Origin of the sequence: Breoghania sp. JC706, assembly GCF_037026715.1 — a bacterium.
Lineage (GTDB): Bacteria > Pseudomonadota > Alphaproteobacteria > Rhizobiales > Stappiaceae > Breoghania.
In genome coordinates this window covers 107,587-121,373 of the sequence record NZ_JBANCG010000005.1, presented here as the reverse complement: position 1 = coordinate 121,373, position 13,787 = coordinate 107,587, and the positions used below count along the sequence as shown (strand labels likewise).

The 13,787-nt window shown below is 63.5% G+C and carries 14 protein-coding genes and 1 tRNA gene; 9 read left to right on the top strand and 6 right to left on the bottom strand.

What is annotated here, in order from left to right; translation table 11 throughout:
- Window positions 1–3 precede the first annotated feature (3 nt).
- Window positions 4–909, bottom strand: a complete 906-nt coding sequence (motA, locus tag V2L18_RS11565; RefSeq protein WP_336178406.1) for a flagellar motor stator protein MotA — start codon at window positions 907–909, stop codon at window positions 4–6.
- A gap of 446 nt (window positions 910–1,355) precedes the next feature.
- Here motA and V2L18_RS11560 point away from each other — a divergent pair, with 446 nt between their 5' ends.
- From V2L18_RS11560 to V2L18_RS11530, 7 genes are all read left to right on the top strand, one after another.
- Window positions 1,356–2,144: a DUF1217 domain-containing protein gene (locus V2L18_RS11560; RefSeq protein ID WP_336178405.1), complete on the top strand. Its 789-nt coding sequence runs from the start codon at window positions 1,356–1,358 to the stop codon at window positions 2,142–2,144.
- 3 nt (window positions 2,145–2,147) lie between these two features.
- On the top strand, window positions 2,148–2,873 hold the full coding sequence (gene flgF / locus V2L18_RS11555; protein WP_336178404.1) for a flagellar basal-body rod protein FlgF: 726 nt from the start codon (window positions 2,148–2,150) through the stop codon (window positions 2,871–2,873).
- Complete coding sequence (locus V2L18_RS11550) at window positions 2,870–3,553, top strand: hypothetical protein (RefSeq protein ID WP_336178403.1); 684 nt, start codon at window positions 2,870–2,872, stop codon at window positions 3,551–3,553. Before flgF ends, V2L18_RS11550 begins: the two co-directional genes overlap by 4 nt.
- The gene (fliI, locus tag V2L18_RS11545; RefSeq protein ID WP_336178401.1) at window positions 3,540–4,883 is read left to right on the top strand and encodes a flagellar protein export ATPase FliI; all 1,344 of its coding nucleotides are present in this window, start codon (window positions 3,540–3,542) and stop codon (window positions 4,881–4,883) included. Before V2L18_RS11550 ends, fliI begins: the two co-directional genes overlap by 14 nt.
- Before the next feature lie 502 nt (window positions 4,884–5,385).
- A complete protein-coding gene (locus tag V2L18_RS11540) occupies window positions 5,386–6,066 on the top strand; it encodes a response regulator transcription factor (RefSeq protein ID WP_336178399.1) in 681 nt (226 codons plus the stop codon).
- Window positions 6,067–6,255: 189 nt separating this feature from the next.
- Window positions 6,256–6,345, top strand: a tRNA-Ser gene (locus V2L18_RS11535).
- Between the two features lie 122 nt (window positions 6,346–6,467).
- Window positions 6,468–6,761 (top strand): hypothetical protein, encoded by a 294-nt coding sequence (locus tag V2L18_RS11530; RefSeq protein ID WP_336178398.1) that lies wholly within the window; start codon window positions 6,468–6,470, stop codon window positions 6,759–6,761.
- A gap of 228 nt (window positions 6,762–6,989) precedes the next feature.
- Here V2L18_RS11530 and V2L18_RS11525 read toward each other — a convergent pair whose 3' ends face one another.
- From V2L18_RS11525 to V2L18_RS11515, 3 genes are read right to left on the bottom strand one after another with little or no spacing between them, the layout of a single operon-like run.
- Entirely contained in the window at window positions 6,990–7,808 is an 819-nt protein-coding gene (locus V2L18_RS11525; protein WP_336178397.1) for an ABC transporter ATP-binding protein, read from the bottom strand.
- A complete protein-coding gene (locus V2L18_RS11520) occupies window positions 7,805–8,854 on the bottom strand; it encodes an iron ABC transporter permease (protein ID WP_336178396.1) in 1,050 nt (349 codons plus the stop codon). The genes V2L18_RS11525 and V2L18_RS11520 overlap by 4 nt, the downstream gene beginning before the upstream one ends.
- Before the next feature lie 4 nt (window positions 8,855–8,858).
- Window positions 8,859–9,923 (bottom strand): ABC transporter substrate-binding protein, encoded by a 1,065-nt coding sequence (locus V2L18_RS11515; RefSeq protein ID WP_336178395.1) that lies wholly within the window; start codon window positions 9,921–9,923, stop codon window positions 8,859–8,861.
- Window positions 9,924–10,256: 333 nt separating this feature from the next.
- Between V2L18_RS11515 and V2L18_RS11510 the strand changes: the two genes are divergently transcribed.
- Window positions 10,257–11,006 (top strand): substrate-binding domain-containing protein, encoded by a 750-nt coding sequence (locus V2L18_RS11510; RefSeq protein ID WP_336178394.1) that lies wholly within the window; start codon window positions 10,257–10,259, stop codon window positions 11,004–11,006.
- Between the two features lie 46 nt (window positions 11,007–11,052).
- Here V2L18_RS11510 and V2L18_RS11505 read toward each other — a convergent pair whose 3' ends face one another.
- Window positions 11,053–12,201: an MFS transporter gene (locus V2L18_RS11505; protein WP_336178392.1), complete on the bottom strand. Its 1,149-nt coding sequence runs from the start codon at window positions 12,199–12,201 to the stop codon at window positions 11,053–11,055.
- The gene (locus V2L18_RS11500; protein WP_336178391.1) at window positions 12,201–13,112 is read right to left on the bottom strand and encodes a DMT family transporter; all 912 of its coding nucleotides are present in this window, start codon (window positions 13,110–13,112) and stop codon (window positions 12,201–12,203) included. Before V2L18_RS11500 ends, V2L18_RS11505 begins: the two co-directional genes overlap by 1 nt.
- 103 nt (window positions 13,113–13,215) lie before the next feature.
- On the opposite strand from V2L18_RS11500, the gene V2L18_RS11495 reads away from it, so the two are divergent.
- Window positions 13,216–13,716 (top strand): MarR family transcriptional regulator, encoded by a 501-nt coding sequence (locus tag V2L18_RS11495; RefSeq protein ID WP_336178390.1) that lies wholly within the window; start codon window positions 13,216–13,218, stop codon window positions 13,714–13,716.
- The last annotated feature ends 71 nt before the right edge of the window (window positions 13,717–13,787 follow it).

Sequence of the window (13,787 nt, the reverse complement as noted above, 5' to 3'; positions counted from 1 at the left end):
ACCTCAGGCCGCTCCCTTCTGGTTCAGTTCCTGAACGTTGTCCCCGCTCGCCATCACGGCATGCGTCATGGTCTCGTTCTCCACTTCGTCGATCGAGGGACGATCGGAGGCGTTGATGGTCTTGCGGCCATGCTCGACAGCGATCTGCGGCGCCGCGCCGTTCATGAAGGCGAGCAGCGACTGCTTGACGATGATGTAGGGGCGCAGCCGGCGCTCCCTGACGCCCTTGATGTTGTTGGCGAGCGGCGTGACCAGCGCATAGGACAGGAAAATGCCGAGGAATGTGCCGACGAGTGCCGCGCCGATGAGGCCGCCCAGGATCTGCGGCGACTGGTCGATTGCGCCCATCGCCTTGATGACGCCGAGCACGGCGGCCACGATGCCGATGGCGGGAAGCGCCTCGGCCAGCACGGCAAGCGCGTGATAGGGCTTCATCTTGTCCCGGGCGATGGTCTCCAGTTCCTCGTCCATCAGCGCCTCGATCTCGTGCGGACGGGCATTGCCCACGATGATCAGCCGGAAATAGTCGCAAACGAACATCCTGAGGGGCTTGTGCTTCTGAAGGCTCGGGAACTTGCGGAAGATCTCGGAATTGTCCGGATCCTCGATGTGGGGCTCCACCTCGTTGCGGCCCTTGGCGCGCAGCTCGCGCATCAGGGCGTAGAGCACGCCGACCACGTCGAGATAGTCCCGCTTCTTCGGGACCGAATGAACCAGCGCCTCGCCGATGGCGCGCGCGGTATCGCGGATCACCTTGAGCGGGTTTGCGACGACATAGGTGCCGAGGGCGACGCCGACGATGATCACGAATTCATAGGGCTGCCAGAGCACGAGGACCTTGCCGCCGAGCGCCGCAAAGCCACCGATCAGCGACGCGCCGGCGATGATCAGGCCGATGATGATAGTCAATTGCCGCCTCCTGCTTGAGCTGGCTCGTTTGTCTGGACAGGAGGCTAGGGGGTGAGGCTTGCCCGAAGCTGTCGGGGCGGGATGGGAGGGGGCAGTGAGAGGGAAGGATAGGGGACGGCAGAAGGGGAAATTGAGCGCCTGAGGCGCGCTGATTTCTGGATTCCGGATCAGCGCTCGGCTTGCGCCTCACTTGTCCGGAATGAGGGAGTGCGCGTTTGGCTTCAGCTTCGCCACACGCTCCTCATTCCGGGCGGTCTGCGCCGCAGGCGCATGGCCAGACCCGGAATCCAGCGCGACATGCGCGGCGTAGCCGCTCCTTTTCTCCTCTCTACCGCGCCTTGCCCAAGTCTCAGTTCACCACGTCAGCCTGAGGCAAGCCTCGGCCGCGATCATCCGTGCAAAGCCCTCGTCAGCATCGTGAGGGCGGGATTCGTGAGGGCTCTGGAATGATAAGTACGCTGCTTCAGTATCAGATCGTGACGAAGAACCTGGATCGATCGCTGACGACCGTGGCCACCGATCCCGTCGTGAAGCGCCAGAGCGCCTACTATCTGGAAAATATCGGCAACGTGAAGTCGATAGACGACTTTCTGGAAGACGATCAGCTCTTCGACTACGCGATGAAGGCCTTCGGTCTGGAGGACATGGACTACGCCAAGGCGTTCATGCGCAAGGTTCTGGAGGAGGGCATCGACAACGACGATTCCTTCGCCAACCAGCTGGCCGACGACAAGTACGCCCGGTTCGCCGAGACCTTCAATTTCGCCCGATACGGTGACGCCACCACCGCCTTCGACCGGACCCAGCAGCCTGTCGTCGACGCCTACATGCGTCAGACGCTGGAAGAGAACGAAGGAGCTTCCAACCAGGGCGTGCGGCTGGCGCTCTATTTTTCCCGCAACGCTTCCGAGATCACGAGCGGCCTCGATATTCTCGCCGACAAGGCGCTCGCCGAGGTCGTCTACACGGCTCTCGGCCTGCCCGACGAGTTCGCCTCCGCCGATATCGACAAGCAGGCCGCCTATATCGAGGACCGCATCGACATCGAGGGTTTCCAGGATCCGGAGAAGGTGGAGAAATTCCTGACCCGCTTTTCCGCGATGTACGACTTGAAGAACAAACCCGCCACCGCGACATCCCCGGCCTTGCAGGTGATCACGTCCTCCAACAGCACGATCTCGATTGGCGAAAGCGTGCTGGCCAGCATCCAGAACCTGAAGCTCGGGGGCTTTTGAGCCATGCAGTCCTCGCTCTACGTCTCGCTGTCGAGCCAGGTCGCGCTTGCCCGCAGGCTCGACACGGTCGCGCGCAACGTCGCCAACATGAGCACGGTCGGCTACCGCGCCGACGAGGTGAAGTTCTCTGAAGTTCTGTCGAAGAAGGGGCCGGATGCGATCTCCTTCGCCAATGGCGGGGAGGTCTACATTTCCCGCCAGCACGGCGGCCTGACCAGAACCGACAATCCCCTGGATATCGCCATCGACGGTGACGGCTGGCTCGCGATACGCACCGGTGCCGGCATCGCCTATACGCGCGACGGCCGCATGCAGATGGGAACCGACGGCATGTTGCGCACGGTGAACGACTATCCGGTCCTCGACAGCGGCGGTCTGCCTGTCATGCTCGATCCGGAAGCGGGCGCGCCCACGATCGCCGCCGACGGTGCCGTGCACCAGGGCGAAAACCGCGTGGGAACCATCGGGCTCTTCAAGATTGCCGACGATGCCAAGCTCGCCCGTCTGGACAATTCCGCCGTCATTCCCGACCAGCCGGCGACGCCGGTGATGGAGTTTACCCACGACGGCATCGTCCAGGGCTACACGGAGGGCTCGAACGTCAACCCGATCCGGGAGATGACGAAGATGATCGAGCTGACGCGCACCTTCGACAGCATCTCCAAGATGATCGACTCCGGCGCGGAGAACCAGCAGAAGGCCATTCGCGAACTTGGTGAGAGCTCATGAGCGCACTGACCGTCACCCCGCTCGCAAAGCCGGTCGACCAGACGGAGATGCCGCTTCCCCGCCCGAACCCGGTGCATGTGCCGCGGCCGACGGCAACCGGTGCGGCGGCTGCGTCCGAAGGCATGCAGGGCTTCGGCTTTGCCGATCTGGTGGACACGCTCAATCCGCTGCAGCAGCTGCCGCTGATCGGCAATCTCTACCGCGCCGTGACGGGCGACGAAATCTCCCAGCAGGCGCACTATGCCGGCAGCGCCCTTTACGGAATGGCGCTTGGCGGTCCGGTGGGCATGGGCGCGTTTCTCGGCATGGCGATGGTATCAGACGTCGTCTCCGATCATCTGGCAGCGCCCGAGGTCCAGAGCGCGAGCACAGATATGACTTTCGAGGCCGAGCCGCCGGTGGAGATGAAGACCGTGGCGCAGGCCGTATCGTTTGACGATGCCGCACGCGGGGCGCCGACCGACCTCTTCCAGTGGCTGCGGCCGGAGGCGGTTGATGCGCGGTTCCCCGTCGCCGCCTCCGGCGAGCCGGAACGCGCCTTCGGCGACTTGCCCGGCGCCCCTGTGGTTCCGGCCGGCGTGGACGGCCTTGCGGCGGATCCGAACAACCATCTGCCGCGCGGCGTTCTGGAAACGCTGCGCCAGCGCCACCTGGGGCTGCTTGGCGATGAACAGGCTTGAACGGCTTGAGCGTACCGTCGCCTCCACCTTGCAGGAGGTGGCTCCGGTGCGCATCGGCGGCCGGATAAACCAGGTCGCCCCCAATTTCTACCGTGTCGTCGGCCTGTCGAAATTCGTCTGCCTCGGAGACACCGTGGTTCTGGAGACGAAGGATAAGCCGCAGCACGGCGAGATCATCCGGCTCGACGAGGACGAAGCCATCGTCAAGCCGTTCGACCGTCAGACCGCCGTCGGCATCGGTACGCGGATCTATCGCGTCGGCGGGCTCACGATCCATCCCGACCAGAGCTGGAAGGGCAGGGTGGTCAACGCCCTGGGCCAGCCGGTCGACGACAAGGGCCCCATTCCACCCGGCACCCGTGCCGTGCCGCTCGATCGTGATCCCCCGCCGACGCTGAAGCGAGCCCGCGTGACGACGCCGGTGCGCACCGGGGTTCGCGTCGTCGATCTCTTCACCCCGCTGTGCATCGGCCAGCGTGTCGGCATTTTCGCCGGCTCCGGTGTCGGCAAGTCGACGCTGCTCGCCATGTTCGCCCGCTCCGGCGATTTCGATACGGTCGTGGTCGGCCTCGTCGGCGAACGCTCGCGCGAGGTTCGGGAGTTCATCGAGGACGCGCTGGGCGACGCGATCGAGAAGTCCGTCGTCGTCGTCTCCACCGGCGACGAGAGCCCGATGATGCGGCGGCTTGCGCCCAAGACCGCGATGACCATCGCCGAGCACTTCCGTGATCGGGGCGACTCCGTTCTGCTGATCATCGATTCCGCCACCCGTTTCGCCCACGCCTCCCGCGACGTGGCCATGGCCGCCGGCGAGCCACCGGTCGCGCGCGGTTACACGCCGTCCGTCTTTTCCGAACTGCCCCGGCTTCTGGAGCGCGCAGGTCCCGGCGTCAATGGCGGCGGGGCGATCACGGGTGTGTTTTCCGTTCTGGTGGACGGCGACGACCACAACGATCCCGTCGCCGACAGCATCCGCGGCATTCTCGACGGCCACATCGTGCTGAGCCGCACGATCGCCGATGCCGGCCGCTATCCGGCCGTCGACGTTCTGGGCTCGATCTCGCGTCTGGCTCAACACGCCTGGACCGCGGAGCAGCGCGAACTCGTGATGAGGCTGAAAGGTCTGATCGCCCGCTACGAGGACACGCGCGACCTGCGCCTGATGGGCGGCTACCAGCCCGGCAACGACCCGCAGCTCGACTATGCCTGCCAGCTTGTGCCGCGCATCTACGACGCGCTACGCCAGGGCGGCCGGGACAAGATTGCGGGCGATCCCTTCGACGCGCTCGCCCGCGCTCTTTCCGCCGACGCAGAACCCGGCACCGCCTGACTTCCCGACCTCCAATTCCCTATCGATTTGCAATCGCTCCGTCCTGCTCTGCCGGGCGGAGCGATTGCGTTCACGGTCGGTGGCCGCCGAGCCTTGATCGCCTCGCCAGCTTTTACTTGCCGTTTTTGAATTATTATTGTTTTGATCCGGGGTAATATTTGAGTTGCCCGGAGGCTTCGCACTGCCAAATCCGTTTCCATACGCTTCCGGCACGTTTCTCGGGCATGTCGCCGTATGTCGCCTTGTCGCTTTCGCGGCTTCCGCCTTTAACATTTTAACCACGTGAAAATTCAAATTTTACACGAACTTGCTTATGATCCGCGGAAAAGCTATTTTCTTTGCAAAGTGGGATGATTTGGTTTTTATTAAGTTTTACGCATTTCCGCTTACGCTTTTGTAACAACGTGCTGCAATAGAGGTTTGAATGACATACGAAATATTTGACCTACGTTATATTTGCCCATACGCATGACCTCGGCTGAGTATTCGAGGGCTGATCACCGTGTTCATCATCGTAGACGATAGAGAGATAGTAACCTCAGGTTACGCCTCAGGGTTTGAACGGGAAGGGGTCTCTTCGCTCGGGCTGCCACCGGACGAGTTCAGTGCCTGGGTAAAAACCACGCCGCAGGATGAACTGACGGCAGTCGACGCTTTTCTCATCGGGGATTGTGAAGAACGCTCCACCTATCCGCGCATCATCCGCAACCGCGTCCGCAAGGCGCCCGTTCTGGCGCTGAACGAGAAAACCTGCCTGGAACAGACGCTGGAGCTGTTTGCCGCTGGCGTCGACGACGTGCTGCGCAAGCCGATCCACGTTCGCGAGATCATGGCGCGTGTTGGCGCGATCCGCCGCCGCGCGATCGAAGACGGCGACGACATGCTTGTCGGCAACATTCGCGTCTTCTTCGATGGCCGGGATCCGGTCATCGCCGGCGAGGAATACGCGCTGCCGCGCCGCGAGCGGCGGATTCTTGAATTCATGGCGCGCAACCACGGTCGCCGTGTGACCAAGACGCAGATCTACAACGCGGTCTACGGCATTTCCAATGAGGATGTGGATGAAAGCGTCGTGGAGAGCCACATCTCCAAGCTGCGCAAGAAGCTGAAGATGCAGCTGGGCTACGATCCGATCGAATCGGTCCGTTTTCTGGGCTACATGCTGAAGAAGGACGAGGCGTAGGTCGTCACCGGGAGAAGAGCATCGGCGCAAGGCCTCGGCCGGCTCGTTCCGAGGGCTGCGCGATCCCGGGCGGACGACGTCTGCCGCCCGATCGGCAGGTGCGGATTGTGGGGAGCGTGCAGACGGCCTTCTTCGCACACCTGCGCTTGACAAGCCGCTCACATCCCCGCAAAGGAGGGGCGCCTTTCAGGAGGAGTGGCCGAGTGGTTGAAGGCACCGGTCTTGAAAACCGGCAGGCGGGCAACCGTCTCGTGGGTTCGAATCCCACCTCCTCCGCCATTCGCGCGTGAAATATTGATTTGATGATTTTCTAGTCAAGGGCGGCTTTGGCCGGTGCCCCTTTCGTGAAATGAGTCCCGGCATCGCATTTGGTTTGGAAGGCCGATTTAAGGGGGGGGTAAATGGAGAAATTCGAGGCACTCGGAACGGGTGTAGTTGTAATTATTGCAGTGCTTGCGCTCGTCGTTGTCGCACTTCCCGTCTTCTTTGCGGATTGGAAGCGCGCACCGGAGATTTCCACCCTTGTATTGGTCGTAGCCCTAGGGTCGGGCTTTTTCGCTGCCAATACGGCTCCTCTCGTGCGCGATCTTTTATTCGCCACCGGCTGGATCGGAGCATCCATCCTGTCGGCGCTCTCCCGCATCTTGGGCGTTCTCGTCGAGCGGCGTTCGAGCCCTGAAACCGATTCCAATTGATCTTGCGCGCCGGTCTGGCACTCTGACGCCGTGGACGGCGATTCCTCCCCGCCATTTCAACGTTTTCCCGGATAATCTCACCTAAACCCGCCCACTGCCATCTGATCTTGTTCGTAACATGAGGACGAACGCAGCCGTGCGCTTCAGTCCTTTCATGCGATTTGACGTGTGGGTGGGCTCGGCGGGGAGATCAGCAGGCCTTCGCCGCTGCGTGGCACGTGTCCGCTTTCACGCGCGGCTGTCATCCGAGGCATGGACGGGGATACAGGCCACGCGGCCCCTGGGCGAGCGGACCAGTTCGACAGATACTCCGTAGGCCGCTTCCAGTGCTTCTTCGGTGACGACATCAGCTGCATCGCCGAGGTGAAGGCCGTTGGGGCCTCCCAGCATCAGGGCGCGGCCGCCCAGTCCCAGCGCATGTTCGGGAAAGTGGCTTGTCATGAGGATGGCCAATCCGCTCGAGCTCAGATCCGCCAGCAGATCCAGCACCTGCACCTGGTTGGCCATGTCGAGATGGGAGGTCGGCTCATCCAGCGCCAGCACGGTCGGCTCCTGCAGCAACGCCCGCGCGATCAGCGCCATCTGCCGTTGGCCGCCGCTGCTCTGCGGTACGGGCCGGTCCGCGATGTGGGCAAGCCCCACGCGCTCCAGCATTGCCATGGCCTTGCGTTCGTCGGCTTTGCCCGGCTGGCGAAACGTGCCGATGCGGGCCGTTCGGCCCATGAGGACGAGATCCGCCACGGTGAAGGCGAAAACCGCGGAGTGGAACTGCGGCACGACCGCGATGCGCTTGGCGATCTCCGCCGGCTTCAGATGGCGGAGGTCGTCGCGGCCGAGATGCACATGGCCGCCTCGGGCCGGCAGGTGGCCGGTCAGGGTGCGCAGCAACGTGGACTTGCCGACGCCGTTGCGGCCAAGAATGGAAACGACCTCGCCGGCGCGCAACGTGAAATAGAGTTTGCTGAGCAGAACCGGCCCGCGCGGATAGCCGACCGAGAGATCGCGCGTTTCCAGAAGTGCGGCGGAGGGCGCGGAAGCAATCGTCACGACCATCCCCTGCCGCCCTTGCGGATCAAAAGCGCGAAGATCGGCGCGCCAATCAGCGAGGTGACGATGCCAAGCGGAATTTCCGCCGATGTCAGCGTGCGCGCGACCGTGTCGGCCAGCACGAGGTAGCTGCCGCCGAGGACCAGCGATACGGGCACGAGCCGGCGGAAATCGGGCCCGACCAGAATGCGGGCGAGATGGGGAATGACGAGGCCGACCCAGCCGATCACGCCGGCAACGGAGACGGATGCGGCCGCCATCAGCGTCGCGAGAACGAGCACCGTGCCACGCAGCACTGGCACATTGACGCCCAATGACCGGGCTTCCTCGTCGCCGAGCGTCAGCACCGTGATGCGCCAGCGCAGCAGCATCAGGATCACGCCGGCCGGCACCAGCAGGCAAAACAGCAGGCGCACATCGCTCATGTGGACGCCCGCAAGCGATCCCATCAGCCAGAATTCGATCAGCGGCAGCTTGTCCTCCGGGTCAGCGCCGTATTTGAGCAGGCTGAGCAAGGCGGTAAAGACGGCGCCCACCACGATGCCGGACAGGATCAGCAGCAAGGGGCTGCCGTTGCCGGCAGAGCGCGCAAGCAGGTGGCACAGGGTCACTGCGGTCGTACCGCCAGCGAAGGCGCAGATCTGGATCATGAAGGCGTCGCCGCCGAGAAACAGGATGGCTGTCGCTGCGCCAAACCCTGCACCGCCGGAAACACCGAGAATGAAAGGCGAGACGAGAGGGTTTCTGAAGATACCCTGGTAGCAGGCACCGGCGAGCGCCAACCCGGCACCGACGCCGAGGCCGGCCATCACCCTCGGCAGTCTCACCACCATGACGACGGTTTCCGCCGGCGTCGGCGTCACGCCTTTTGTCTCCGTCAAGCTTCCGGTCAAGGCATGGAAGCAAATGGCGAGGACCTCCTGCGGCGGCAGGTCGAAGCGGCCGGCGAAGAGCCCGATCGACACCGAGGCGACGAGCACCGCGAGGAGCGCGAGCGAAAGCCCGCCGCTCCCCGGTTTGCCGCGCGATACGGCGAAAGCCGGCATACGTCTACCGGCCCGTGTAGCTGGTACGATAGAACTTCGCGTAGAAGTCCTGCACGCGGGCGTCGAAGTCCACGTCCGCGAACCGGTCCGGATAAAGCTTCCGGGCCATCCACAATTCGCCGAGCGCCATGCTTTCGGGCAGGGGGTGCCCCCAGGGCTTCACGTATTCAGGGGTAAGGTAGATTCTGTCGTCCCGAACCGCCTGGATCGGCGCCCATGCCGGGTCGGACTTGATCTCGGCGACGAGCGGTTCGTAGCGTGACTGAACGACGATCGCCTGCGGGTTCCAGGCGAGAACCTGCTCCATCGTCACCTTGGCATAGCCCTTGATGTCGGCTGCCACGTTCGCGCCGCCGGAAGCCTCCATGAAGACGCCCGTATACTTGCCTCGACCATAGGTGTGCAGGTCGGGGTTCGCCATGTAGAGCCGGACGCGCTCTGCCGGGTCGAGGTCCTTCAGACGGTCGGCGACGATCTTGCGGGATGCGAGAACGTAGTCGTTGAGCGCGTTTGCTTCCCCCTCACGGCCGATAACAGCGCCAATCAGGCTGACCGCCTGAACGAGGCCGTCCGTGTAGGCCGTGTTCTCGTCGTCGAGCGAGGGATTGAGCTTGGCGCTTTCGGAGGCAGGCGCGGTGAAGAAGGACAGTTCCACCACCGGAATACCCGCCTTCTCGAGGCTCTCCACGGTCGCGGCCGGCGCGTAGTGCGTCATGAAGACGACGTCCGGCTTCAGGGCCAGCACCTCTTCGACATTGGCCGTCTTGAGGTCGCCCGGCTGGGGCAAGGTCTTGATGATCGGAGCATAGTCGCCAATCGAGCCGCCGAGAAGTTTCGGCCAGTCCCGTACTACGCCGACGAGCTTGTCCTGTCCGTTAAGCTCGACGATGATATCGAGGGCCTGGTGCTGGAGCACGACGACCCGGTTCACCTCGTCGGGCACGGTCACTTCGCGACCAAGCTGGTCGACCACGACGCGGGCATGCGCCTGGGGTGCGGCGGCAGTGGTGGCGGTGGCGGCGAGCAATGCCACCAGCGTCGCCTTCGCGATCATGAGCGGACTGCGCATCATGTCATCCCTTTCAGAGCGGGCTCGGGAAAACCGAGGCCGGTGTTGTGCCACGCACCCTGAGGTGAGCCCTTGGGGGCGATCGGCCGGCTGGCGTTCGGGAGCATCGGATTTCGAAAAGCGGCTCGTCCTTCGAAACTCCGACGCGTTCGGGAGGAGGCGGAGCGCGGACCCGATCCTTTCGGCGACCCGAATGCTCCAGATACGATGAATTGCCACAGGACAATCGATATAGCCAGTGGTACATATCGAATTGCGACGCGACGCCGCATAATTCAGTATGATTGCGTCGTCCCGACCATGCCTTGCGGCACCGCCAAGGAGCGCCTCCCCATGGATGTAACGACGGGCACGGATCGGTCATGGCTGGTCTTTGCGGCCGGATCGATCATGGAGGCGATGGTCCGGGCGATGGCAGCCTTTCGTGCCGCAGATGGCGGCGAGGCGGGGAGGCTCGTGGGCGGGCCGGCCGGCTGGCTGCACGGGCGCATCCTTTCCGCAGAGCGGCCCGATCTTTACCTGTCGGCCAGTCCGGCCGGGCCGACGGATCTCGTTGACCGCGGCCTCTGTCGCGATCTGCGGCACGTGTGCGGCAACCGGCTCGTGGTTATCGCGCGTCCGGGGCTTGAGATAAGCGAGGCGACGCTGGTTGACCGGTTGCTCGACCCTGGATTGACGATTGGCACGTCGACCCCGCTGACCGACCCTGCGGGAGACTACGCGCTTGCCGTTCTGAGCCTGCTTTTCGAGCGATTTCCGGGCCGGAGAGATCCGCGTCTGCGCAGGCGCGAGGTGGTCGGTCAGCCGGGCGCTCGCGAAGCCGGCCGGCAGAGCCCGCTTGTCGCGGCGATCGCGACCGGTCAGGCCGATCTCTTTTTCTCCTACGCCACGACGCTGCCCGCGGTCCGGCGGGTTCTTCCCCGTGTTACCAGCGTCGAGGTACCCACGGCGCTAGCGCCGGAGATCAGATACACCATGGCGCTGGGCATGCAGGCGGCTCCTGCGGCCGAGCGGTTCGCGGATTGGTTCTTGGGGCCCGCGGGCGGGCTGATCCTGGAGGAGGCGGGCTTTCTTCTCCCGTGACGCCGGCGCTGCGCATGGTCTTATTGCCCAGCAACGTCATTTGGCATCAATCGGGTCTGACGGGTGAAAAGCGCATGGTCATGGCAAGGAGGACCAACACGCCCGCGCCCATCAGCATCCACGCCTTGGCGAGATCGTCGAACTGGTCCCGAATAAGCCCGGCGACGAACGGCATGGCGCTGGCGATCATGTAGCCACCGCCCTGAACAAATGCCGCCAAATCGCTGGCTGAATCAGGGTCGTCCGCATGATCCAGCGTCACGATCAGCGAGAGCGGAAACAGCGCGCCGATGCCAAGGCCAAGGAGGATGATGGCCGGGAAAGCCAGCGCGACCGGGGCAAGGACGAGACACGCAAGGCCCGCGAGCAGGCAGAGCAGGACGGCAATCAACGGTGCGCGACGATCCGGGAAGCGACCGATGAAGGTTGAGACGCCAAGCCCGGCGATCACTTGTGTCGCCGTCATCCCAGCCAACAGAAATCCGCTAACGTCACGGCTTTGGCCAAGGCCCATGTAGAAAGGAGGAAGCCAGGCCAGAACAAGTGTGTAAGCGCTTGTTCCAATGCCAAAGAAGATCAGCAGCAGCCACGCCCTACGCTGGTTATGGAGCGATGTCTTCGGTGTGTGCCCGGTTTTCACAGCTTGATCTGCATCCAGGACAACCAGCCAGCAGACCAGCGCCGCCACGGCCGGCAGAGACCAGACCGCCAGCGAAAACGGCCAGCCTTCGGCCCGTGCAAGGCCAGCGGCAGTTGCAGCCGCCAGAGCGGCACCGCCCATGATGCCCGTGGTGTAGAGGCCCATCGCTCTGCCGGTTCTTGCCCCGAACAGGTTCTTGACAACGGCCGGAACCATCGCCTGAACGATGGCGATGCCGAGGCCGGCGCATGCGGCGGTTGCGAACATGCCGGATGCATCATTCCAAACCCATCGCGCGGCGCAGGCGACGGCGATCAGGACGATGCCGACCGAAACGCCTCGCCGGTTGCCGAGCCAGACGCGCAAAGTCCGACCCGCAAACGCTCCGATCCCCATCAGGAACACCGGCAAGGTTGTCAGCATGCCGGCACCCGCAGAGCTGATGCCGGTGGATTGCTCTATGAGGTCGAGCAAGGGACCAAGTCCCGCCATTGCAGGACGCAAGTTGAGCGCCACCAACACGATGACGATGAGTGCGAGAGGACGTTTTTGCATTACCGGGCCCTCCGGCTGACCAGCACGACCCCGGCGAGGATCAGCACGAAGGCATACGGCAGGGCAGAGGGAACTGCTTCGCCCAGCCATGCGACCGCCAGTATCTGGCCGGCGGCAGCGCCAACCCATCCGATCTGGCTGAGACCGACCGGGCCACTGAGCTTCTGGAGCGCGAAATAGAGAATATAGGTCAGCGCGATGATGACGATCTGCCCGCCAAGAAGCAGCATGCCGATATTCTCTGTCGCGGGCGCAAGCGGCGCATGAATGGCAACCGCGCCGATCCCGATCATGGCGGCGGCCGTCAGCAGCATCGCCGGAGCCAACAGGCGCGGCGACGTATCGTCCGGCCAGTCGATGGTTCTGTAGATATTGCCCACCGCAATGATAACCGGGGCAACCAGGGCAAACGCGATCCATACGCCGCCGAAATCGCCTCCGGCCGGCCGTGAGGCTGCAAGCAGCACCGCTCCGCCCAGACCTAGCAAGATGCCGGCAATGCCCTTGACGGAAGGGCGGTCCAGTTTGAGCGGCAACGCCAGTCCGTAGGTAAGCAATGGCGGGAAAGCGAGGCAGATGGCGATAAAGCCCGCGCCGACATGAGGGATGGCAGCGAAGGACAGCATGTTCGGCAGAGCGAAGCTGAGCAGTCCCGACAGCAAGGCATAGCGCACCAGCGACGGCGACAGTTTCGGCCTTGCTCCCGACAGGGCCGCGACGACTGCGAGAATCATCCCCCCGCCCAGCGCCGACCAGAACAGAAAGGCGAGCGGATGCCAGCCGTGGCGAATGGAAACGCCGGCAACGACCGTCATGAGCCCGAGCAGGCAGCCGGTGGAAAGAAGGCAAAGGAAGGCCGTTGGTGCGGTAGACGCCGCAGCGCCTCCCGCACCCTGGACGGGTGCGTTCATCATTCTCATCCCGAGGTTCCAGATCGATGCATCCGGCCATTGCCGGTCAGCATCTTGCGATTTATAATCTTGTTGTAAAGTATCTTGATGTCAAGAGAGTTGCATGACCGAAAGCGACACACCCCAAGATCGCGCCGCACTCGCGGCGCTCCAATGGCGCCGCGAGCGACCCGACATCGACCCTTTTCCCATGGAAGTCATCGGTCGGCTCACCGAACTGGCGCAGGTCCTGACGCGAGATCGTCTCAATCCATTCTTCGCAAGCTTCGGCTTGCAAAATGGAGAGTTCGACGTGCTTGCGACGCTGCGCCGGTCGGGTCCGCCCTTTGCGCTGACGCCGACCGTTCTCTATGAAGCGGCCATGATCTCGTCCGGCGGTATGACGGCCAGGATAGACCGACTGGAGAAGGCCGGGCTTATCGAGCGGCGCAAGCATCCGACCGACAGACGCGGAACGCTGGTCGCCTTGACCGACAAGGGCAAGACCTTGATTGACGACATGCTTCCGGCTCATGTGGCGAACGAGCAGGCGATGCTCGCAAACCTCACCGGTGAGGAACAGATCGCGCTCAACGGGCTGCTGACGAAACTGCTTCGGGACTGAAGCCACGATTACGACCCGTTTGCGCGCGTTCGGCCTGCGGCGCGGGTCGTTCTGAGCGGGGGAACCTGGTG